The 21378-nt window shown below is 68.2% G+C and carries 18 protein-coding genes; 10 read left to right on the top strand and 8 right to left on the bottom strand.

All coding sequences use genetic code 11. The annotated features are described in order from the left end of the window. Positions 1-82 precede the first annotated feature (82 nt). On the bottom strand, positions 83-988 hold the full coding sequence (locus tag AB4Z48_RS14505) for a LysR substrate-binding domain-containing protein (RefSeq protein ID WP_441615025.1): 906 nt from the start codon (positions 986-988) through the stop codon (positions 83-85). A 307-nt stretch (positions 989-1295) separates the two neighbouring features. Here AB4Z48_RS14505 and AB4Z48_RS14500 point away from each other — a divergent pair, with 307 nt between their 5' ends. From AB4Z48_RS14500 to AB4Z48_RS14475, 6 genes are all read left to right on the top strand, one after another. After that, a complete protein-coding gene (locus AB4Z48_RS14500) occupies positions 1296-2288 on the top strand; it encodes a Bug family tripartite tricarboxylate transporter substrate binding protein (RefSeq protein ID WP_441615023.1) in 993 nt (330 codons plus the stop codon). Between the two features lie 150 nt (positions 2289-2438). Next, positions 2439-4031 (top strand): gamma-glutamyltransferase family protein, encoded by a 1593-nt coding sequence (locus tag AB4Z48_RS14495; RefSeq protein WP_441615021.1) that lies wholly within the window; start codon positions 2439-2441, stop codon positions 4029-4031. Between the two features lie 124 nt (positions 4032-4155). Beyond that, positions 4156-4377 (top strand): hypothetical protein, encoded by a 222-nt coding sequence (locus AB4Z48_RS14490; RefSeq protein WP_441615020.1) that lies wholly within the window; start codon positions 4156-4158, stop codon positions 4375-4377. A 373-nt stretch (positions 4378-4750) separates the two neighbouring features. Continuing rightward, positions 4751-5599, top strand: a complete 849-nt coding sequence (gene hpnD / locus AB4Z48_RS14485) for a presqualene diphosphate synthase HpnD (RefSeq protein ID WP_441615018.1) — start codon at positions 4751-4753, stop codon at positions 5597-5599. A 106-nt stretch (positions 5600-5705) separates the two neighbouring features. Next, positions 5706-7730 (top strand): squalene--hopene cyclase, encoded by a 2025-nt coding sequence (gene shc / locus AB4Z48_RS14480; RefSeq protein WP_441615016.1) that lies wholly within the window; start codon positions 5706-5708, stop codon positions 7728-7730. 35 nt (positions 7731-7765) lie between these two features. Then, the gene (locus AB4Z48_RS14475) at positions 7766-8416 is read left to right on the top strand and encodes a phosphorylase (protein ID WP_441615015.1); all 651 of its coding nucleotides are present in this window, start codon (positions 7766-7768) and stop codon (positions 8414-8416) included. 116 nt (positions 8417-8532) lie between these two features. On the opposite strand, the gene AB4Z48_RS14470 is transcribed toward AB4Z48_RS14475, so the two are convergent. Together AB4Z48_RS14470 and AB4Z48_RS14465 are read right to left on the bottom strand one after the other, a co-directional pair. Continuing rightward, on the bottom strand, positions 8533-9423 hold the full coding sequence (locus AB4Z48_RS14470; protein ID WP_441615013.1) for an MlaA family lipoprotein: 891 nt from the start codon (positions 9421-9423) through the stop codon (positions 8533-8535). A 13-nt stretch (positions 9424-9436) separates the two neighbouring features. Next, positions 9437-12109 (bottom strand): MMPL family transporter, encoded by a 2673-nt coding sequence (locus tag AB4Z48_RS14465; RefSeq protein ID WP_441615011.1) that lies wholly within the window; start codon positions 12107-12109, stop codon positions 9437-9439. A gap of 418 nt (positions 12110-12527) precedes the next feature. Between AB4Z48_RS14465 and AB4Z48_RS14460 the strand changes: the two genes are divergently transcribed. Continuing rightward, a complete protein-coding gene (locus tag AB4Z48_RS14460; RefSeq protein WP_441615009.1) occupies positions 12528-13166 on the top strand; it encodes an MlaC/ttg2D family ABC transporter substrate-binding protein in 639 nt (212 codons plus the stop codon). A gap of 77 nt (positions 13167-13243) precedes the next feature. Here AB4Z48_RS14460 and hpnH read toward each other — a convergent pair whose 3' ends face one another. Together hpnH and ispH are read right to left on the bottom strand one after the other, a co-directional pair. Next, positions 13244-14407, bottom strand: a complete 1164-nt coding sequence (gene hpnH, locus AB4Z48_RS14455) for an adenosyl-hopene transferase HpnH (RefSeq protein WP_441615007.1) — start codon at positions 14405-14407, stop codon at positions 13244-13246. A 32-nt stretch (positions 14408-14439) separates the two neighbouring features. Continuing rightward, entirely contained in the window at positions 14440-15444 is a 1005-nt protein-coding gene (gene ispH / locus AB4Z48_RS14450; RefSeq protein WP_441615006.1) for a 4-hydroxy-3-methylbut-2-enyl diphosphate reductase, read from the bottom strand. 158 nt (positions 15445-15602) lie between these two features. On the opposite strand from ispH, the gene hpnA reads away from it, so the two are divergent. Further along, positions 15603-16604, top strand: a complete 1002-nt coding sequence (hpnA, locus tag AB4Z48_RS14445; RefSeq protein ID WP_441615004.1) for a hopanoid-associated sugar epimerase — start codon at positions 15603-15605, stop codon at positions 16602-16604. A 30-nt stretch (positions 16605-16634) separates the two neighbouring features. Here the strand turns inward: hpnA and AB4Z48_RS14440 are convergent, their stop codons facing one another. Continuing rightward, complete coding sequence (locus tag AB4Z48_RS14440) at positions 16635-17774, bottom strand: glycosyltransferase (protein ID WP_441615002.1); 1140 nt, start codon at positions 17772-17774, stop codon at positions 16635-16637. Between the two features lie 42 nt (positions 17775-17816). Continuing rightward, complete coding sequence (locus AB4Z48_RS14435) at positions 17817-18785, bottom strand: ferritin-like domain-containing protein (RefSeq protein WP_441615000.1); 969 nt, start codon at positions 18783-18785, stop codon at positions 17817-17819. Positions 18786-19149: 364 nt separating this feature from the next. Here AB4Z48_RS14435 and AB4Z48_RS14430 point away from each other — a divergent pair, with 364 nt between their 5' ends. After that, entirely contained in the window at positions 19150-19437 is a 288-nt protein-coding gene (locus AB4Z48_RS14430) for a hypothetical protein (protein WP_441614998.1), read from the top strand. 221 nt (positions 19438-19658) lie between these two features. On the opposite strand, the gene AB4Z48_RS14425 is transcribed toward AB4Z48_RS14430, so the two are convergent. Continuing rightward, positions 19659-21038 carry an amino acid permease gene (locus tag AB4Z48_RS14425; RefSeq protein ID WP_441614996.1) on the bottom strand — a complete coding sequence of 460 codons (1380 nt, stop codon included), beginning with the start codon at positions 21036-21038 and terminating at the stop codon, positions 19659-19661. Positions 21039-21228: 190 nt separating this feature from the next. Between AB4Z48_RS14425 and AB4Z48_RS14420 the strand changes: the two genes are divergently transcribed. Further along, positions 21229-21375: a hypothetical protein gene (locus tag AB4Z48_RS14420; protein WP_441614994.1), complete on the top strand. Its 147-nt coding sequence runs from the start codon at positions 21229-21231 to the stop codon at positions 21373-21375. The last annotated feature ends 3 nt before the right edge of the window (positions 21376-21378 follow it).

The following is a 21378-nucleotide window of genomic DNA, read 5'->3' as shown; positions in this document are numbered from 1 at the left end:
CCCGGGCCAGTCGCGGGGGCAATCCGCAAACGTCTACAGCATAGGTGACGCCGGCATGCGGCGTGGCGCACGCGGCGCCACGCTATTGCGCCTGCCGCTCCAGCACCTCCCAGAGTTCGAGCAGGGTAGGGTTGCCGGCGTGGGCCGCGCGGTAGGCGCAGATGTCGAGTCCGGAGTGCCATGTGGCATCGCCGGCCGGCACCAGGGTGCCCGCGGCCAGCGCGTCGGCCGCGGTGGTGCGCGGCAGCCAGGCCACGCCGTGCCCTTCGATGGCCATCTTCATCAGCAGGATCGCCATATCCGCCTCGTAGCAGCGCTCCAGGGGGCGGCGCGGCGGCGTGCCTTCCAGGATGACCTCCACCACGCGCCCGAGCGTGGTGCCGGCGGTATAGGCCAGGTAGGGAATCGGCTTGTGGCCGCTGCCGCCCAGCGAGAACAGCGGGCCGCCGCGCAAGTTGGGCGCGCTCAGCGGCATCAGCAGGTCATGGCCCACGGTCAGGCTGCGGAACTTGTCGGTATCCAGCGAGACCGGCACGCGCGCATGGTTGTAGCCCAGCATCAGGTCGCAGTTGCCCTCCGACAAGGCCACCACCGCTTCGAGCACGTTGGCGGCCACCACGCGTGCATTGAACTGGCCGTAGCGGGCCTGGCAGGCTTTGAGCCAGGTGGGCAGGAAGGTCAGCGACAAGGTGTGCCCGGCGGCGATCTGGATGGCCTTGCCCGGCATGCGGCTTTCCTGGCGCAGGGTGGCGCGCGCGTCCATCAGCAGGGTCAGCGCTTCGCGGCCGCTGGCGCAGAAGGTCTTGCCCGCGGGCGTGAGATCGAGCGGGAAGGTGTTGCGGTCGACCAGCACCGCGCCGGCCCAGTCTTCCAGGGAGCGGATGCGCCGCGACAGGGCCGATTGCGTGATGTGCCGCAACTCGGCGGCACGCGAGAAGCTGCGGGTCTTTTCCAGGACCAGCAGGTCGTCGATCCATTTCAGTTGCATGGCTTGCGCGTTCCTAGGACTGTTTCGGGTGGTCCCGTGAACGGATCGCCGCGGGCCTCTCGCACGGATCTTCCACAGGGGTATTCCATTTTCGCATAGCCTTATGGCCGATCCGCATCCCGGTGTCCGGAAGCCCGCCCTAGAATCATCACTTCCCATCAGCCGGCATATCGCCCGAAGGCGAAGCAGATCCAGCATGACAGGGGCGCGCAAACAAGCTGGCAGGCAAAGCGGCTGCGCCCTGGAACGCATCCGAACCTACCTAGGCAGTCAACGTCTCTCGACGCTTTCCGGAGCTACCCTGATCATGTTCACGCAGTCGCTTTTCCGCACACGTTCGTGCCATGCCGGCCTGCTGCTGGCACTGGCCCTCGGCGCCGCCGCGCCGGCCGCCGCCGCGGACTATCCCGACCACCCGGTGCAACTGGTGTTGTCCTTCCCGCCGTCCGGCGCCACCGACGTGCTGGCGCGTGCGGTGGGGCAGCGCTTGTCCACCGTGCTCAGGCAGCCCGTGGTGGTGGACAACCGCCCGGGCGCGGGCGGCGCCATCGGCATGGGCTACGCGGCCAAGGCCGCGCCCGACGGCTACACGCTGTACCTGGCTGCCGTCAGCAATGCCGCCATCGCGGCAGCCACGTACAACAGCCAGCCTGCCAGCCTGAGCCGGGATTTCGTGCCCATCGCGGGCATCGGCACCGTGCCGCATATCCTGGTGGTGCCGGCCTCGCTGCCGGTGCATTCGGTGCCCGAGCTGGTGAGCCTRCTCAAGGCCTCGCCCGGCAAGTACAACTTCGCCTCGCAGGGCGCCGGCACGCTGTCGCACCTGGAATCGGAGCTGTTCAAGCTGCGCACCGGGGTGGACGTGGTGCACGTGCCATACAAGGGCAGCTCGTTCGCACTGCCGGACCTGATCGCCGGGCGCTCCACCCTGATGTTCGACAGCATTCCCTCGGCGCTGCCGCATGTGAAATCCGGCAAGCTGCGCCTGCTGGCGGTGGCGTCCGGGCAGCGCGTGAGTTCGCTGCCCGATGCGCAGACCGTGACCGAGGCGGGCATCCGCGATTTCCGTGCCGACAACCTGTTTGGCCTGGTCGCGCCGAAGGGCACGCCGCCGCAGGTGGTCCGGCAGCTTGCCGCCGCCATGAAGGAGGTGCTGGCCTCGCCCGAGCTTGGCGCGTCGATGGAAGCGCAGGGCGTGCAGATCAAGTACACCCCGCCCGAGCAGTTCGGCCAGATGATCGGCGACGAGATGCGCACGTGGGAAAAGGTGGCGCGCGCGGCCAACGTGCGGATCGAATAGACGCAGCCGTGAAGACATCGCGCTTTCCGTCGTTTTCTTGTTCTTGAAGTGCCCGGCAGCAGCCGTCCCGCGACGGTGGCTACCGGGCGTTGCAGTCCCCTGATTCCTCAACTTTCAATCGCCGCTCACCGGGCGCAAGCGCTTAGTCCCATGACCAATTTCTGGAATTTCCCCTATCCCTCGCAGCGCGTGCCGGTCCTGGCCGACAACGTGGTGGCCACCTCGCAGCCGCTGGCGGCCGCGGCCGGGCTGCGCATGCTGGCCCGCGGCGGCAACGCCGTGGACGCGGCGCTGGCCACCGCCATCGCCCTGACCGTGGTCGAGCCCTGCATGAACGGGATCGGTGGCGATGCCTTCGCGCTGATCTGGGACGGCAAGGAACTGCACGGCCTGAACGCCAGCGGCCGCGCGCCCGCGGCCTGGACGCCGGAGTATTTCTCGCGCTACGACAGCATGCCCCCCAACGGCTGGGACACCGTGACCGTGCCAGGCGCGGTGTCCGGCTGGCGTGCCACCTGGGAAAAGTTCGGCAGCCTGCCGTTCGCTGACCTGTTCGAGCCCGCGCTGGAATATGCGCGCAATGGCTACCTGGTCTCGCACACCGTGCACCGCCAGTGGCAGGCGCAGGTGCCGGTGCTGATCGACAAGCCGGGCTTTGCCGACGCCTTCGCGCCGAACGGCCGCGCGCCGCTGCCGGGCGAGCGCTTTATCTGCGAGGGCCAGGCGCGGACGCTGGCCCGCATCGCCGAGACCAAGGGCGACGATTTCTATCATGGCGAACTGGCCGGCCGCATTGCCGCGCACGCGCGCGCCACCGGCGGGCTGATCACCGAGGCGGACCTGGCCGCGCACCGCGCTGACTGGGTCCAGCCGATCAGCACGGCCTACCGCGACCTGGAGCTGTTCGAGATCGGCCCGAACGGGCAGGGCATCGGCGCGCTGATGGCGCTGGGCATGCTGGAACAGTTCGACGTGGCCGGCATGGGCGTGGACTCCGCCGCGGCCATCCACGTGCAGGTGGAAGCCATGAAGCTGGCCTTTGCCGACCTGCATGCCTACGTAGGCGACCACACGGCGATGACCGAGGTGCAGGCGGCCGATCTGCTGGATCGCCGCTACCTGGCCAGCCGCGCCAGGACCATCGACCTCGAGCGTGCCGGCGCGGCCGGCCCCGGCAAGCCGCACAGCGGCGGCACGGTCTACCTGACCGCGGCGGACCGCAACGGCATGATGGTTTCGTACATCCAGTCCAATTTCAAGGGCTTCGGCTCCGGCGTGGTGGTGCCCGGCACCGGCATCGCGCTGCATAACCGCGGCTGGGGCTTCAACCTCAAGCCCGGCCACCCCAACCAGGTCAGTCCCGGCAAGCGGCCGTTCCACACCATCATCCCCGGCTTCCTGATGCGCCAGGGCAAGCCGCTGGCCAGCTTCGGCGTGATGGGTGGCTCGATGCAGGCCCAGGGCCATGTGCAGATGGCCAGCCGCCTGGCGGACTTCGGCCAGAACCCGCAAGCCGCGTGCGACGGCCCGCGCTGGCGTGTGCTGGACGACAACAGCACCATCTCGGTGGAATGGAACTGCCCGGAAGCCACCGTGGCAGGGCTGCGCGCGCGCGGGCACAAGGTCGAGGTGGCGCCGCAGGGCAACCTGGACTTCGGCGGCGCCCAGATAGCGATGCGGCTCGACAGCGGCTACGCGGCCGCTTCGGATCACCGCAAGGACGGCTATCCGGTGGGATTCTGAGCACCGGGCTTCCGTTCTCGCGGCGCGGGGAACATGGCGCGATGTGTGGGCTGGAACACATCAGGCAGGCGCAGGTGGGGCATAGACTGAGGGCGTCCTGATTGCCAGCCCAAGGGAGGCCGCCATGGAAGCGCTCCGTTCGCGTCGCTTGCTCGACCGTGTTTCGCCGGCAGTGCTGGCCGATCTTCGCAGGATGCAGGCGGCCACCGAATGGGCCCTGGCACAGGCCGCGGCCGACCGGGTGCCGGTGGATCCGGCCGGCAAGGGGTTCGAATTTGCCCGCTATGATCCCGGCCTGAGAGGGTTTGTCGTGCTCCGGCTGCGAGGCCGGGTAAGCGGCGCCTGAGCCGCGCCCCGCACGACCGCGCGCCTGCGTGTCTTTCGCAGGCGGGCGCGCCGGCTCGTCTGATCCCTGCTTTTGTGATTCATCGGGATATTGATGGGCGCTCGATGGGCGCTTGATAGACGCTTCCAGCGGTGCATGTCGAGCACTTCCCGGGCGCATTCGCCGCCGCTCTGCGCAGCCCGCCCCCTGCATTCCCGCGCCCTGGCGTCCGAAGTTCACCCCGCTGCCCGCTAGCAGGCCCTCCACGGCGCGCCTTGCTATAATCCCGAATTACCCAAAATCATGCCGCCCTGGCTGTGCGTGCCTTTTCCCGTGTGCTTTTCCGGGAACGGGGCGTGCGGCGGAGGCGGCTCAACGCGTGACGGGGAGTTACGTGGCCGGAACCGATATCGCAGTGCAAAACGTCCCACCCGCAGGCAATGCCGTCTCGTCCGGCAGTTCGTTCCATGCCGCCATGAAGATCCTGCCTGCCGTGCAGCGGCAGGCGATGTTCGAGATCTATGCCTTCTGCCGGGCGGTGGACGATATCGCCGACGGCGATGACCCGCGTCCCGCGCGCCTGGCCGGGCTGGATGCCTGGCGCGCCGACCTGGCCGCCTGCTATGCCGGTTCGCCGCCGCCCGCCTTGCGCGGCTTGCATGCGCAGATCCAGCGCTTCGGGCTGCTGCAGGAGGATTTCCTGGCGGTCATCGATGGCATGGCCATGGATGTGGTGGGCGATGTGCGCGCGCCCGACGCCGCCACGCTGGACCTGTATTGCGATCGCGTGGCGAGCGCGGTTGGCCGGCTTGCGGTGCGCGTGTTCGGCATGGAGCGCGATGCCGGCGTGGCGCTGGCCTATCACCTGGGCCGTGCGCTGCAGCTGACCAATATCCTGCGCGACATCGACGAGGACGCCGGGCTGGGCCGCGTGTACCTGCCGGCCGAAGCGCTCACCAATGCTGGCGTGCCGCTGGGCGCGCCGCAGGCCATCGTCGGCCATCCGGCCGTGGGCCGCGCCTGCCTGGAAGTGGCGGGGCAGGCCCAGGCGCACTATGACAAGGCGTTCGCGATCATGGCGAACTGCCCGCGCCGCGTGGTGCGCTCGCCGCGCATCATGGGCGAGGTCTACCACGTGGTGCTGCAGCGCTTGCTGGCCCGCGGCTGGACCACGCCGCGCGAACGGGTGAGGGTGCCCCGCGCCCGCGCGCTCTGGATCCTGTTGCGGCACGGTCTCGTCTGAGGCGGTGCGCTGATTTGCCGCCGTACGCGGTCGCCGCCCGTCATGGGCCCGGCGAGCGTGCGGCATTGCTGTAATTTGCGTTGTTGAAGAGAGGACATCGAAACCGATGAGCCAAGTAGCAATATCCACCGATCCGGCCATCCCTGCGGCTGTCGCGCACGGCGCGCCGCAGGCGGGCGCGCTGGAAGGCGCGATCGGCCGCGCGCAGGACGCCCTGCTGGCGGCCCAGCAGCCGGACGGCCATTGGGTGTTCGAGCTGGAAGCCGACGCCACCATCCCGGCCGAGTACGTCCTGCTGGTGCATTACCTGGGCGAGACCGCCGATACCGTGCTGGAAGCGCGCATCGCGCGCTACCTGCGCCGCATCCAGAATGCCGACGGCGGCTGGCCGCTGTTCCACCAGGGCGCGTCCGACATCAGCGCCAGCGTGAAGGCGTATTTCGCGCTGAAGATGATCGGTGACGACCCCGATGCCGAGCACATGCGCCGCGCGCGCGCCTCCATTCATGCGCAGGGCGGCGCCGAGGGCAGCAATGTCTTCACCCGCACGCTGCTGGCGCTGTACGGCGTGATGCCGTGGCAGGCGGTGCCGATGATGCCGGTGGAGATCATGCTGCTGCCCCTGTGGTTCCCGTTCCATCTTTCCAAGGTGGCGTACTGGGCCCGCACGGTGATCGTGCCGCTGCTGGTGCTCAACAGCCTGCGTCCGCAGGCGCGCAATCCGCGCGGCGTGGGCATCGACGAGCTGTTCCTGCGCCCGTGCCAGGCCACGCGCCTGCCAGCCAAGGCGCCCCACCAGGGACGCGCGTGGTTCAGCTTCTTCCGCGTGGTCGATGCCGGCCTGCGCGTGGCCGAGCCGCTGTTCCCGCGCAGCCTGCGCAAGCGCGCCATCGACCGTGCGGAGCGGTTCGTGCGCGAACGCCTGAACGGCGAGGACGGCCTGGGCGCCATCTTCCCGGCCATGGCGAACGCCGTGATGATGTTCGACGTGCTGGGCGTGCCGAGGACCGATCCGGACGTGGCGATCGCGCGCGCGTCCGTCGAGAAGCTGCTGGTGGTGCATGGCGACGAAGCGTATTGCCAGCCTTGCCTGTCGCCGGTGTGGGACACCTCGCTGGCCAGCCATGCCCTGCTGGAAGCCGGCGGCGCGCGCGCCGAGGCGGCCGCCGAGCGCGGCCTGCAATGGCTGGTGCCGCTGCAGGAGCTGGACGTGCGCGGCGACTGGATCGTGCGGCGCCCGGACGTGCGCCCCGGCGGCTGGGCCTTCCAGTACGCCAATCCGCATTACCCGGACGTGGACGACACCGCCGTGGTGGCCATGGCCATGGACCGCGCCGCGCGCGTGGGCGCCGGCGCGCCCGCCGTGACGGCGGCCAGCCACCGCGAGCGCTATGGCGAAGCCGTTTCGCGCGCGCGCGAATGGGTCGAAGGCATGCAGAGCAGCAACGGCGGCTGGGGTGCCTTCGAGCCCGAGAACACGCACGAGTACCTCAACAACATTCCGTTCGCCGACCACGGCGCGCTGCTCGATCCGCCCACCGCCGATGTCTCGGCGCGCTGCCTGTCGATGCTGGCGCAGCTCGGCGAGAGCGCCACCAGCAGCGACGCCTTCAAGCGCGCGCTGCGCTACCTGCTGGACGAGCAGATGGCCGACGGCAGCTGGTATGGCCGCTGGGGCATGAACTATATCTACGGCACCTGGAGCGCCTTGTGCGCGCTCAACGCCGCGGGCATGGACCCGGAGGCGCCGGAGATGCGCCGCGCCGCCGAGTGGCTGATCTCGATCCAGAACGCCGACGGTGGCTGGGGCGAGGACGGCAGCAGCTACCGCCTCGACTACAAGGGCTACGAGCCCGCGCCGAGCGTGGCCTCGCAGACCGCGTGGGCGGTGCTGGCGCTGATGGCGGCCGGCGCCGTCGATCATCCGGCCGTGGCGCGCGGCATCGATTACCTGGTCGGCACGCAGCAGGCCGATGGCCTGTGGAACGAAGCGCGCTTCACCGCGGTGGGCTTCCCGCGCGTGTTCTACCTGCGTTACCACGGCTACGCGCGTTTCTTCCCGCTGTGGGCGCTGGCCCGCTTCCGCAACCTGCGCCGCGACGGCACGCGGGCGGTGGCGTGGGGGATGTAAGCACGGCAGTCCCGGCGCCGCGCCGCGCCGGTCCCATGCTCGTGGTGACCGGCATGCGCTTCGAGGCCCGCATTGCCGCGGGACCCGGCATCGAAACCCTGCATGGCCTGCGCGCCGAGGCGCTGGCGCAAGGCCTGCGCGAGCGCCTGGCGCAGCCCTGCGCCGGGGTGATCAGCTTCGGCGTGGCCGGCGGGCTGGATCCCGCGCTGCTGCCCGGCAAGGTGATCCTCGCCACCGGCATCCGCGCAGGCGCCAGCTTCTGGCCGGCCGATGCCGCCTGGCTGCGGGCGCTGTCCCGGTCTCTGCCCGATGCCGTCGCCGGCACGCTCGCCGGCGATGATTCACCGGTTACCTCCGTGGCCGCCAAGAGCGCGCTGCATGCCGCCACCGGCGCGCTGGCAGCCGACATGGAATCCCATATCGCAGCACGCATCGCGCACGAATACGGCGTCCCCTTCGCCGCCTGCCGCGTGGTGGTGGATCCGGCCGCGCGCGATGTCCCGCCCGCTGCGGTGGCCGGCATGGGTGCGGACGGCGGGACCGATATCTGGGCGGTATTGAAGTCTTTGCTGGCCGGGCCCGGCCAGTTGCCGGACCTGCTCAGGCTGGCGCGCGATGCGAAGCGCGCGAGGCTGGGGCTGGAAGCGGCACGGCGCCGCGTGGGAACGGGATTCGGGCTGGCCTGAACGGGGCTCGAACGGGCTTGATGGGGCTTGATGGGGCTTGCGCCGGAATCAGGACGATTCCGGCAGGCGGGCAGCCTGGGCGCTCCTCGGCGCCCGGGCCACCACAAGGCTGATGACTATTCCTTCCTGGTGCTCTCGTCCGGCGCCTTTTCCGCGCCGCCGGCTGGCGGCGGAACCGGTGCCGCCGTTGCCTCGGCCGGTGTAGCGGCCGGCGCAGAGGCCGGTGCAGAGGCCGGTGCGCCGGGCGCCGCGGCCGGCGCGGCATCCGCCGGCGCGTCGTCGTCTTCATATTGCGGCAGCTTGCCGCTGCCGCCGTCGATCAGGTACTGGCGCCGCTGCAGGTATCCATCCCGTACGAAACTGTATTTGTCCAGCGCCGCCAGCGTCAGCAGGTCGGTCGCGCCCAGCGCATTGGTGCGGGCATCGAGGAAACCCAGGAAGTACAGGCCGTAGCGGTAGTCCTGGTCGACCCACGTGGTGGGCGAGATCTGGAAGTTCACGTACAGGCCGATCCCGTCGCGGATCGAGCTGGGGCCGAACAGCGGCAGCACCAGGTACGGGCCCGAGGGTATGCCCCACACGCCCATGGTCAGGCCGAAGTCCTGTGCGTGCTTGCTAAGGCCGGCCGGCGTGGCGATATCGATCAGGCCGCCGATGCCGAGCGTGGAGTTGACGGCGATCCGCATGAAGGTCTCGGCCGCGTCGACGCCCTTGCCCTGCAGCACGTTGTTGACGAAATTGCCGACGTCGGCGAGGTTCGAGTAGAAGTTGGTGATGGCGGTGCGCACGGGCTGCGGCGTGACGGCGCGATAGCCCTTGGCCAATGGGGTCGCCACGTATTCGTCGGCCTTGTCATTGATCGTGAATATGACGCGGTTGAACGGCTCGATGGGGTCGTTCGGGCTGGCCTGGGGGCCGCTGGCGCAGGCTGTGGCCAGCAGCGCGAGGGACAGCGCCGGCAGCAGCCGGGTAATACTGGAGGGACGGTAATCGGAACGGGTCGTCATGGTTGGCGGGTTTTCAGTGGACCGGCCCCTTGGCAGGCGCGGACCGCTTGCGCGGCTTGCCCATCAGGATCGGCTGGAAGAAGACGGCGCCGGCCAGCGTGCACGCCAGCGCCAGCGCCAGCAGCTTGCCCATGCTGGCGGTGCCCGGATGCTGCGACAGCCAGAGGCTGCCGAAGGCGGTGGCGGTGGTGGCGGCGCTGAAGAGCACGGCGTGGGTCAGCGGCGATTGCAGCAGGTGCGTCTTGCCTTCGCGCCAGGCAATCACATAGTAGATCTTGAATGCCACGCCGATGCCGAACAGCAGCGGCAGCGCAATCACGTTGGCGAAATTGAGCGGGATGCCGAACACCACGCACAGCTCCAGCGTCAGCAGCGCCGAGACCAGCAGCGGCACCAGCGTGCGCAGCACGTCGCCCACGCGGCGCAGCGTCACCCACAGCAAGATGGTGATCGACACCACGGCCCACACGCCGGCCTGGGCGAAGGCGGTCATGATGGTGTCGGCCGAGCCGCGGATCGAGATCGGCCCGCCCACGGCATCCGGCGCAACGCCTTGCACGGCATCGATAAAGCGCTTGAGCGCGGCGTCGCGCAGATCGCTGTCGACGCTGGAGGCGTCGGCATCGCCGGGCTTGGCCGCGGCGGGGAGCTTGGGACTCACGCTGACCAGCGCCTGGCCGTCCGGTGCGACCCAGTCGCGCACCATGGCGGGCGGCAGCGATGCCTGCGTGACCGGCTGCGGCGACAGGGTGCGCTGCAGGCGCGCCAGCGCCAGGCGCAGCGGCAGGGCGATGGCCTGCTCCGCGCGGTCGCGCGTGGCGGCATCGGCGGCGGCGAGCTTGCGCAGCGACGCGGCCAGGTGGCTGGCCTGCGTCGCGCCGGGGCCGGGATGGTCTTCGGCGGCGAGCGCCAGCTGGCGCGCCGCGTTCTTGAGCGAGCTGACGCGGCGCTCGTCGTTGGCCGGCGTGGCCACGGTCTGCGTCAGCACCGGCATCAGGCTGGCGCTCGCATCGGCGATCAGCGCCAGCTTGGCCGGCTGGTCGTCGGGAATGAAGGTCTGCAGCGTGACCACGCGCGACACCTCGGGCAGCGCCGCCAGGCGGGCGGCGGCGGCCTTGGCGGCATCCAGCGAGGGGGTCAGCACATTGACATTGTCGGTGCCGGCCTGGGGCGCATCCTTGAGCGAGAGCAGCGTCGCCATCGATTCGGAGTGCGGATCCTTGAGGTGCAGCGGATCGAAATCGAAGCGCAGGTGCATCAGCAGCGGCGCGCCCGCCAGGATCACGCCGAGGGTGGCGATCAGGACCTGGGTGCGGTAGCGCTCGAAGAAGGCGTCGGCGGGCGCCAGCCACTTGAAGCCTGGCACGTCGAGCCGGCCGGCTTCGTCCTTCGGGCGCATCACGGTGATCAGCGCCGGCAGCAGGGTAATGGTGGTGCTGAAGGCCACCAGCATGCCCACGCCGGCGATCTTGCCCAGCTCCGCCACGCCGCGGTAGTCGGTCGGCAGGAAGCAGAAGAAGGCGGCCGCGGTGGCGGCCGCGGCCAGCGCGAGCGGCACGCCTACCGCCTTGGCGGCGCAGGCGAGCGCGTCGGGGATGTCGGGGTGTGTGTGGCGCTCGGCGCGGTAGCGCACGCCGAACTGGATGCCGAAGTCCACGCCCAGGCCGACGAACAGCACGGCGAAGGCGACCGAGATCATGTTCAGCGCGCCCACCATGGCCAGTCCCAGCGCGGCGGTGATGGCCAGGCCGACCAGCAGGCTGGCCAGCACCGCCATGATCAGCCGCTTGGAGCGCAGCGCCAGCCACAGGATCAGGATCACCACCAGCAGGGTCAGCACGCCGTTCATGGCGGCGCCTTCCTTGACCGAGGCGAACTCGTCGTCGGCCAGCGCCTGCGAGCCGGTCAGGTGCACGCTGGCGCCGAAGCGCTTGTCCAGCCCGAGCTTGAGCGCAGTGGCGCGGATGGCTTCGGCCGCGCCGGCGCCGGCCTGCAGGTCGGCGTAGTCGAGCACGGGGCTGAGCGCGACGAAGGACATCGCCGTGGCGCCGGGCGCCAGCTCCTGGCCGGAGTCGACCAGCCCGGTCCAGGACAGCGCGCCCGGCTTGCCGGCCAGCACCTGGTCGACCACCCCGGCGCTGCTGCCGAGCAGCTTGGCCATGTCGCCCAGCTTGATCTGACCCAGCTGCAGCGGCAGGTTCAGCGTGGTGGTGAGCGTGTCGGACAGGCCGCGCAGGGTCGGGTCGTGCGCCAGCGCGTTGAGCAGCGGGCGCGCCTGCTTGAGCTGGGAGGTCACGTCACGCAGCTTGGCGGTATCGAGGAAGAGCAGGCCGTTGTGCTCGAAGAAATCGCCGGCGCCGGGCTGGCTGACCGCGCGAAAGCGCGTGGTCTGCTGCCCGAGCGCCTTGGCCAGCTCGTCGGCGGCGGCATCGGCCAGCTCGGGGGCCGGCGCCTTCACCACGGCCAGGATCATCTGGTCGCGCTGGGGAAAGGCGGCGCTGACCGCGGCATCACGTTTCGCCCAGGGCTGGTCCGATTCCAGCAGGCGGCTGATATCGGTATTGATGGCGAAGTGCCGAGCCACATAGATACCGCTGACGATGGTCAGCAACAGCGCAAGCGCGATCACGGGCCAGGCGCGGCGGGTGGAGAACTTGACGATGCGAATGACCGACGACGTCAGCATGGGCGATATGGGGACCTGAGTGATGCGCTACGGCGGGCGCGGTAAAAGATACACGCGGAGGTACCGCGCACGGTACGCCGCAAGGTGCCGCTCTGGTCGCAATGCGAAGCCTCATGCAAGCGACAAGACGAAGCAAAGGCACAAAGCGGCAGCCGCGAGTATAACGGGACGGCACGGCATGGCGCTCGGGTACCGGGCCGCGCCGCGGTGCGCGCGAGGCGCCACGCGGGCGAGCCGGGCCCGGTGCGTGCCTGCGCCGGTACGCTATACTGCCCCGTCATGTGCGCGCAAGCCGTCTGCAGCCTGGCTTTTGTGGCGCTGAGGCGCGCTGCGGCACTCTCCATGTCTGGTTTCCTTGGCAAAGCCGCCGGACCCGTCCGACGGTCGACCCGACCGGCATTTTCAGGTCTAAATTCGCATGAAGACACACGGTATTGCTTTCCAGGCCCTGGTTCCGCTCGCGGCGGTGGCCATGGTATCGGCCGCGCAGGCGCAATCGGTGGACAAGTCCTCGCCGGACCGCCTGGTGCGGGCCGCGGTCGAGGGCGTGATCAGCACGATCCAGTCCAGCCCGGATACGCGCAGCGGCGACCTGGCCAAGATCACGGCCGTGGTGGAGCGCCAGTTCCTGCCCTACGCCGACTTCGAGCGTACCACCCGGCTGGCGGTGGGCAGCGCCTGGCGCAATGCCACGCCCGAGCAGCAGAAGCAACTCTACGAGCAGTTCCAGACCCTGCTGGTGCGCAGCTATGCGGTATCGCTGTCACAGTTGCGCGAGCAGAAGGTGAAATTCAGCTACAAGCCGGTCCTGGCCGCGGCCAATGCCACCGATGTGGTGGTGGAGACGCGGGTGCAGAACAACGGCGACGATATGCAGATCGACTACCGTCTGCAGCGCAGCGGCAACGGCTGGAAGATCTATGACATCAACATGATGGGGGCCTGGCTGATCGAGGTGTACCGCCGCCAGTTCGCCGACATCGTGGCGCGCAACGGCATCGACGGGCTGCTCAAGTACCTCGTCAACCACAACGCACGCCGGACCGCGGACGCCTGAGCGCCCGCCGGCAGCCGCGCCGGGCGGTACGCAAGGTACCGCGGCGCGGCGCTCCCGTCGGGGAGCGTCCCGGGTGCTTAGTGGGCGGCCGCCTTGCGCGTGGCGGCGTCGTTGGCTGCCTTGGCCTTGGAGCGGCCGATCTCTTCGAGCTTGATCTCGACGTGCTTCGAGAACACGTAGTCGGCGGGGCGCTGCTTGTCCAGCGGGATATCCGGGGCCATCGGGCCCGAGGTACGCACGCCGCGCAGGGACACGCCCAGCGCCTTGAGCGGATGGGAGATGGTGTCGGCCACGGCGGTGGCTTCGAAGCCGCTGTGTACCATGCAGTCGGCGCACTTTTCGTAGTTGCCGGTGCCGTAGGCGTCCCAGTCGGTGGTGTCCATCAATTCCTTGAAGGTCTTCACATAACCTTCGCCCAGCAGGTAGCACGGACGTTGCCAGCCGAACACCGTGCGCGCCGGGTTGCCCCAGGGCGTGCAGTGATAGGTCTGGTTGCCGGCCAGGAAGTCCAGGAACAGCGTGGACTGGCTGAATGCCCATTTCTTGCCGTTCTGGCCGCGCTGCAGGATGTCGCGGAACAGCTGCTTGGTCTTGCCGCGGTTCAGGAAGTGCTGCTGGTCCGGCGCGCGCTCGTAGGCATAGCCCGGCGACACGGTGATGCCATCCACGCCGATTTCCTTGACCGAGTCGAAGAACTTCGCGACCTTTTCCGGCTCGGCGTTGTTGAACAGCGTGCAGTTGATGTTGACCCGGAAGCCGCGCGCCTTGGCCGCGCGGATCGCCGCCACGGCGCGGTCGTAGACGCCTTCCTGGCTGACTGCGTGGTCGTGCATGTCGCGGTCGCCGTCCAGGTGGACCGACCACACGAAGTAGGGGTTGGGCTCGTACTGGTCCAGCTTCTTTTCCATCAGCAGCGCGTTGGTGCACAGGTAGACGAAGCGCTTGCGGGCGATGATGCCCCGCACGATCTCCGGCATGTCACGGTGCAGCAGCGGCTCGCCGCCGGCGATGGACACCACCGGCGCGCCGCATTCGTCGACGGCGCCCAGGCATTCCGCCACGGACAGGCGCTGGTTCAGGATTTCGTCCGGATAGTCGATCTTGCCGCAGCCGTTGCACGCCAGGTTGCATCGGAACAGGGGCTCGAGCATCAGCGCCAGGGGGTAGCGCTTGTTGCCGGACAGATGCTGCTTGACGACGTAGGCGCCCACGCGGGCGACTTGCAGAAAGGGAATGGCCATTTACTTCCTTCTTATATGGGGGCGGCCGGGCATTACCCGGCGGCGGTTTGCGGGTCCGGCTGCGGCGCGGCCTCGGGGGTGGCCTTGCTGGCAGCCGTGCGCTTGCGCGCGGGCGGGTCGGCCAGTTCGGCGGGCAGCCGGAATTCAGCGTGTTCCTCGCGGCCGTCCATGGTGGAGACTTCCACCGGACCCAGGCGGCGCAGCGTGGCGATCACGTCCATGACCATCTCCTCGGGGGCGGAGGCGCCAGCGGTGATGCCGACGACTTCGACGCCGCGCACCCATTCGGGGTTCAGCTCGCTGCCATCGGCGATCAGATAGCTGGGCACGCCGCTTTCCGTGCCGATTTCGCGCAGCCGGTTGGAGTTGGAGCTATTGGTGGCGCCGATCACGAGGATCAGTTCCACCTGTTTGGAGAGTTCGCGCACCGCGCTCTGGCGGTTTTGCGTTGCATAGCAAATGTCGCGCGTATCCGGCCCCACCAGATTGGCGAAGCGGCGGGTCAGCGCGGCAATGATATTACGTGTGTCGTCCACGCTGAGCGTGGTCTGCGTCACATAGGCGACCGGGGTGTCTTCCGGCAGCTCCAGCTCGGCGACTTCTGCCTCGCTCTGCACCAGGATCACCTTGCCCGGGATCTGGCCCATGGTGCCTTCGACTTCAGGGTGGCCGGCATGGCCGATCAGGATCACGGTGCGGCCGCTGGCGGCGTACTGGCGCCCCTGGGTGTGGACCTTGATCACCAGCGGGCAGGTCGCGTCGATCGAGTGCAGCTCGCGGGTGCGTGCGTCGGCCTCGACGTCCTTGGATACGCCATGCGCGCTGAAAATGGTGACGGCGCCGCTAGGCACTTCGTCCAGTTCTTCGACGAAGCGCGCGCCTTTGCGCCTCAGTCCTTCTACAACGTGCTTGTTGTGCACGATTTCATGTCGCACGAACACCGGGGCACCGTGCTTGAGCAATGCGCGGTCTACAATCTCGATCGCGCGCACTACACCGGCACAGAAGCCACGGGGTTGAGCAAGAATCACCTGCATAAAGATAGGCCCCCCGACCCAGTCAACGGGTTCAGCATTAGTTGATATTCCGGAATCACTTTCCCGTCATACGGTGGTTACTATATACCCGTGCCGCAACCTTTGCCCGGCACCTGGCTTTCGCCAGCAACACTTTGAGGTTTTTTTCCGTGAGTAATATGACGTCAGGAGACTATGTGCTGGTAACCGGCGCCTCCGGCTTTCTCGGATCGGCGGTGGCACGACAGGCTCTGGCGCGCGGCTTCCGGGTGCGCGCGATGGTACGCGCCCAAAGCCCGCGGCGCAACCTTGACGGGTTGCCCGTGGAGATCGCGGAAGGCGACATGCGCGACGCGCGCGCGATGGAGGCAGCGCTCAGGGGCGTGCGCTACCTGTTCCATGTGGCGGCCGATTATCGCTTGTGGGCGCCGGATCCCGAGGAAATCGTCCGCACCAACGTGGCCGGCACCGAGGCCGTGATGGGCGCCGCGCAGACCTGCGGGGTGGAGCGCATCGTCTACACCAGCAGCGTGGCGACCCTGCGTGTCGCGGGCGCCACGGCGCCGGTCGCCGAAGATGCGCCGATGGGCGGCCACGAAGCCATTGGCGCTTACAAGCGCAGCAAGGTGCTGGCCGAGCGCGTGGTGGAGCGCATGGTGGCCCGCGACGGGCTGCCTGCGGTGATCGTCAATCCCTCCACGCCGATCGGTCCGCGCGACGTGCGGCCCACGCCGACCGGCCGCATCATCGTCGAGGCAGCCAGCGGCAAGATCCCGGCCTTCGTCGATACCGGCCTCAACCTGGTCCATGTGGACGACGTGGCCGCAGGCCACATGCTCGCGCTGGACCGCGGCGTCACCGGCGAGCGCTACATCCTGGGCGGGCAGGACGTCACCCTGCAGCAGATGCTGGCCGACCTCGCTGCCATGACGGGTCGGCGCCCGCCCACCATCAAGCTGCCGCGCTGGCCGCTCTATCCGCTGGCCTACGCGGCCGAAGCGGTGGCCCGCGTGACCGGCAAGGAGCCGTTCCTGACGGCCGACGGCCTGTCCATGTCGAAATACCAGATGTTCTTCAGCTCGGAAAAGGCGCGCCGGGTGCTTGGCTACCAGGCCAGGCCCTACCAGGAAGCGCTGCGCGAGGCACTGGAGTGGTTCCGCGGCGCAGGCTACCTGCGCTGAGCCCGGGCCGGGCAGGTCCCGGCCTGGCGCTCAGCCGCGCTGCGGCGCCTGCGAGCGGCCTTTCCACTGGCCGCCCTTGCGCAGCCAGTAGCGGCGCGCGGAGTCGACGGTCGCGCCCAGGTAGAACAGCGCGGTCAGCGGCAGCAGCGGCGCCAGCCACGGCGGCTGGCGGTATTCGCGCAGCATCGGCGCGTAGGCCAGCGACATCGCCAGCCAGGCCGCCCAGGCCGGCCACAGGCGCGCTCCGCCCGCCAGCGCCAGCACGGGCGGCGCCAGGTAGGTCAGCGCCATGCCGGCCACCGCGCCGGCAAGCAGCAGCGGCGAGTAGCGCAGCTGCGTGTAGGCGCTGCGGGTGATCATGTCCCACAGGCTGCGCCAGTCGTCGTAGGGACGCACCGAAACGCTGTCGTCGGCCAGGTCCAGGCGGATCGAACCGCCTTGCTTGATGCACGCCGCGAGGCTGCAGTCGTCGATCAGTTCCCCGCGGATCGCCTCGAACCCGCCGATGCGGGCCAGTGCCGTGCGCCGCGCCAGCATGCAGCCGCCCGCGGCGGCCGCCACCCGGCTGCGCTTGTCGTTGACATGGGCGAAGGGGTACAACTTGGCGAAGAAGAAGACAAAAGCCGGCACGATCATGCGCTCCCACCACGAGGCACAGCGCAGCCGCACCATCAGCGATACCAGGTCGCGCTGCTCGTGTTCCGCGCGGGCCACCAGCTGCTTCAGCACACCGGCGCCATGATGGATGTCGGCATCGGTCAGCCACACCCAGGCCGCGCCCGGTGCCAGCGCATCGGCTGCTTCCAGCCCTTGCGACTGGGCCCAGACCTTGCCGCTCCAGCCCGCCGGCAGATCCCGCGCCGTGATGACGCTCAGGGAATCCGCCTTGCCCAGCGCCGCGGCCGCGCTGCGCGCCTTGTCCGCGGTACCGTCGGTGCTGTGATCGTCCACCACCACCAGATGCAGCCGCGCGGGATAGTCCTGGCCCAGTGCGCTGGCCACGGCCCCGCCGATCACCGTCGCCTCGTTGCGGGCGGGAATGATGGCGACGACCTCCGGCCACCGCGCCGGCGCGGGCGCGGGGGCGGGCTTGCGCACGCGCCAGAAGCCGCCGCGGCCGGCCAGCAGCACGCACCAGATGGCGAGCGGGATCAGGGACAACAAGAACATCTCAAAGCACTCCGGAGGGGATATAAGTGAATTAAGCCGCGCTTAGCGCAGCCATCGCCGCGCGAGCCGGGCCAGTCTGGGCACCGTCTCGGGACGCAGCAGGCGGGGATCATAGCCTGCCATGCGTTTTTCGTTCTCGCTCAGGCAGAGTTCGATCATCTCGCGCGCGGACATGGTATTGCCCAGCGCGGCCGAACTGTTCATCGGGAAATTGGCGTCCTTGGCCGAGCCGTCGGCCTCGATGCTGCGGGCCATGCCGATGCGCTCCTTGATCAGGAACAGCCATACCCGCAGCACCTTGAGCATGTACAGGGGGCGTCGCCACCAGGGCAGGCTGCGGCGGTACCAGGCCGCCCAGTTGATGAAGAACAGGATATGGCGGCCTTCTTCCTGGATGACCGGCTCAAAGGTTTCCACCAGTTCGGCGGGGAAGAATCCCGATTTCCTGGCGGCGGCAAACAGGCCGAAGGCGAAAAAACTGTCGATGCACTCGCTGTAGCCGGTGGCGAGCCAGCCCCATTCCAGGTCGGCCGGCGGCAGGTACTCCGGCTCCGGTTCCAGCGCAATGCCGTACGCCTCCACCAGCCGCGATAACACCACCTTGTGGCGCGCCTCTTCGCTGCTATCCATCTCCAGCGCACTGCGCAGCAGCGGATCGGCCACGGTATCGGCAAACGCCTTGACGCGCACCGACGCACGGCCTTCGGTCTGCACGGCGATATCCCAGATCGGCAGGGAGGTGACGCGGTGCAGGGCATCGGGATCGAGCCGGGGCCAGTCGATCACGGCGGGTTTGTAGGGGTTATGCGTCTGCAGCAGCATATTGCAGAACATGCGCAAGTGCTGCTGCGACCCGATGCGGACCGGTCCGGGCTCGGGATCGGTCCAGTTGCGCATGTCGTAGTCCGCTTGATCGACCGCGGCTTTCGCGATGGTGGCTGCGACGGCAGTTGCCCGGGCCTCTGCACCGGATGCGTCGGTTCTGCTGGGTGCGGCAAGCGCGTCAGACATCCGGCTCCCCTGGCAATTGATGATTCGCGGTCATTCTAGCGTGGCCCGGGCCCCCGCGTGTGCGTGAGAGGCATCAGAGGGCGCGCATGCCAGCCGGGGAGCGGGTTCCCGGTGCGCCGGCGGCGCTTGGGCATGCCCGCCGGCGCCGGCGAGCCGGCAAGGCCCATCGATTGCGTCGCCAGTCGCGGGATGCGTTTGGGGCAGACATGTATTTGGGATATTTCTCACACAGCTTTGCGAAATAACCTAGTAACCCGCCGCCTCGACTGGTCTCAAATTGCCTTGGGTTTTAGCGGCGCTATCAACAAAAGTACCGATACGGCGTCGATTTCGAAAATCGAAGGATAACGAAGTCGGAGAAATCATGGATCTGCTGGATACGGAGGAAGCGAGCCGAATCACCATCACGGACCTTGGACGGCTCACCCAGGTGCTGAAGTGCGACTACGACGCGATCGTGACAAGCCAGGGCGACGGCTTCTGGCGGGTGCAGTTCCTGCTGGGCGGGCACATTTATATGCTGGGCACCGTGCGCGGCAGCATCCGGCGATGGCGCCAGCTCGACGCGGTGATCGCCTTCCTGCAGTCCAATTGCCGCGACAGCAAGCAGGTCCGGCTGCAAATCGGCCAGTGGATTTTTTCAAGGAGCTAGCTTATGCGTATCGGACGCGCAGACAGGCGATTCAGGCGAAGACGTTAATCCTGCCTTTATCCTTATTCACCGGGTTTAGGAATTCACGCCAGGGAACTGGCAGGCCACGGCCGGAAATCAAGACGCCCCTGCGATCTTTCGATCGGCAGGGGCGTCTTGCTGCTGAATCACGCCAGCACAGCCTCACGCCGCGTGGCCGCGAGGCGCCGCCGGCGCAACGCTCAGGCCTGGTATTGCACCGGCTCGCGGGACTGCATGCCCAGGCGGTAGTACAGCACCGTGAGTAGCACCAGCCATGCCGGGCCGATGTACAGCGCGATGCGCGTGTCGGGGAAGTAGGCCATCAGCGCCACCACGAGGCCGAGGAAGGCCAGCGCGATCCACGAGCCATAGGGCCAGAACGGCATGCGGAAGGCAAGCTTGCCGCGTTCGGCCGCCGACAGGCCCCGGCGAAAGTTCATCTGCGTGACCAGGATCACCGCCCAGGTCCAGATGGCGCCGAAGGTGGAGATCGAGGTCACCCACACGAACACCTTTTCCGGCACCAGGTAGTTCAGCAGCACGCCGCACAGCAGGGCGGCGATCGACACCAGCAGTGCGCGRCGCGGCACGCCATTGCGGTCCACCACGGCGAAGGCGCGCGGCGCCTGGCCTTGCTGGGCGAGGTTGTAGAGCATGCGGCCGGTGCTGAAGATGCCGCCGTTGCACGACGACAGCGCGGCGGTCAGCACCACGAAGTTGATGATGCCGGCGGCGGTCTTGATGCCCAGGCGCTCGAAGGTCATCACGAAGGGGCTGCCCTGCGTGCCGAGTTCGTTCCACGGGTAGATGGCGAGGATCACGAACAGCGCGCCCACGTAGAAGATCAGGATGCGCCAGAACACGGAGTTGATCGCGCCGGGAATCGACTTCTGCGGGTTCCTGGCCTCGCCGGCGGTCAGGCCGATCATTTCCACGCCGAGGTACGCGAACATCACCATCTGCAGGGACATCAGCACGCCGGTGGCGCCATTGGGCATGAAGCCGCCGTGCTGCCACAGGTTGGAGAGGCCCACGGCCACGCCGCCGTTGCCGAAGCCGGCCACGATCATGCCGGTGCCGCCGATCAGCATCAGCACGATGGTCACGATCTTGATCATGGCGAACCAGAACTCGAACTCGCCGTAGGCCTTGACCGCCAGCAGGTTGACCGAGCCCATCGAGGCCAGCGCGGCCAGCGCCCAGATCCAGCGCGGCACGTCGGGGAACCAGATGCCCATGTAGATGGCCACGGCCGTGATTTCGGCGATGCAGGTCACCAGCCACAGGAACCAGTAGTTCCAGCCGGTCAGGTAGCCGGCGAGCGGCCCCATGTAGTCCTGCGCGTAGCGGCAGAAGGAGCCTGCCACCGGGTTGTGCACGGCCATCTCGCCAAGCGCGCGCATGATCAGGAAAATCATGGCGCCGCCGATGATATAGGCCAGCATGATGGCCGGTCCCGCCATCTTGATGGCGTTGGCCGAGCCCAGGAACAGGCCGACGCCGATGGCCGAGCCCAGCGCCATCAGCCTGATCTGGCGTTCGCCCAGGCCGCGGTGCAGTGCTTCTGCTTTTTCACTCATTGATTGTCTCCGGTCGGTAATCGTCCGGCGCCGCCCTGGGTAAGGGCGGGCCGGTTGCTTCCAGACTTCCGCCGGACGGGTCGCGCAGGTGATGCGCGCCCGCCCGGCACCGCAAATGACAGGGCCATGCCGGGTAGGCATGTCCTGCCGTCAACCATGCAAACTACGCAATTGCCTGTCTGGAGATTCCGTGCCTGCGATCAGTCAATGCAGTGATGCGGTGCTGTTGAGCGGAAGTGGCGAGCAGATTAAAGACAATCGATCAGTATTTGTTTGTGAAATTTTGGCATCAAGCAGTAATAAATCCTGCGACGATGGTTTGGAGGTGCCTTTTTAGGCG

It is taken from the genome of Cupriavidus sp. 2TAF22 (genome assembly GCF_052115045.1).
Taxonomy (GTDB): domain Bacteria; phylum Pseudomonadota; class Gammaproteobacteria; order Burkholderiales; family Burkholderiaceae; genus Cupriavidus.
This window is presented reverse-complemented; position numbering and strand designations above follow the sequence as displayed.

Excerpts from the sequence above, each read along its gene's own strand:
- AB4Z48_RS14495 (WP_441615021.1), top strand. The coding sequence starts at position 2,439 with ATGACCAATTTCTGGAATTTCCCCTATCCCTCGCAGCGCGTGCCGGTC.
- AB4Z48_RS14460 (WP_441615009.1), top strand. The coding sequence starts at position 12,528 with ATGAAGACACACGGTATTGCTTTCCAGGCCCTGGTTCCGCTCGCGGCG.
- AB4Z48_RS14475 (WP_441615015.1), top strand. The coding sequence starts at position 7,766 with ATGCTCGTGGTGACCGGCATGCGCTTCGAGGCCCGCATTGCCGCGGGA.
- AB4Z48_RS14470 (WP_441615013.1), bottom strand. The coding sequence starts at position 9,423 with ATGACGACCCGTTCCGATTACCGTCCCTCCAGTATTACCCGGCTGCTG.
- AB4Z48_RS14435 (WP_441615000.1), bottom strand. The coding sequence starts at position 18,785 with ATGTCTGACGCGCTTGCCGCACCCAGCAGAACCGACGCATCCGGTGCA.
- hpnA (WP_441615004.1), top strand. The coding sequence starts at position 15,603 with ATGACGTCAGGAGACTATGTGCTGGTAACCGGCGCCTCCGGCTTTCTC.
- AB4Z48_RS14440 (WP_441615002.1), bottom strand. The coding sequence starts at position 17,774 with ATGTTCTTGTTGTCCCTGATCCCGCTCGCCATCTGGTGCGTGCTGCTG.
- AB4Z48_RS14465 (WP_441615011.1), bottom strand. The coding sequence starts at position 12,109 with ATGCTGACGTCGTCGGTCATTCGCATCGTCAAGTTCTCCACCCGCCGC.
- AB4Z48_RS14490 (WP_441615020.1), top strand. The coding sequence starts at position 4,156 with ATGGAAGCGCTCCGTTCGCGTCGCTTGCTCGACCGTGTTTCGCCGGCA.
- hpnH (WP_441615007.1), bottom strand. The coding sequence starts at position 14,407 with ATGGCCATTCCCTTTCTGCAAGTCGCCCGCGTGGGCGCCTACGTCGTC.
- shc (WP_441615016.1), top strand. The coding sequence starts at position 5,706 with ATGAGCCAAGTAGCAATATCCACCGATCCGGCCATCCCTGCGGCTGTC.
- AB4Z48_RS14430 (WP_441614998.1), top strand. The coding sequence starts at position 19,150 with ATGGATCTGCTGGATACGGAGGAAGCGAGCCGAATCACCATCACGGAC.
- ispH (WP_441615006.1), bottom strand. The coding sequence starts at position 15,444 with ATGCAGGTGATTCTTGCTCAACCCCGTGGCTTCTGTGCCGGTGTAGTG.
- AB4Z48_RS14505 (WP_441615025.1), bottom strand. The coding sequence starts at position 988 with ATGCAACTGAAATGGATCGACGACCTGCTGGTCCTGGAAAAGACCCGC.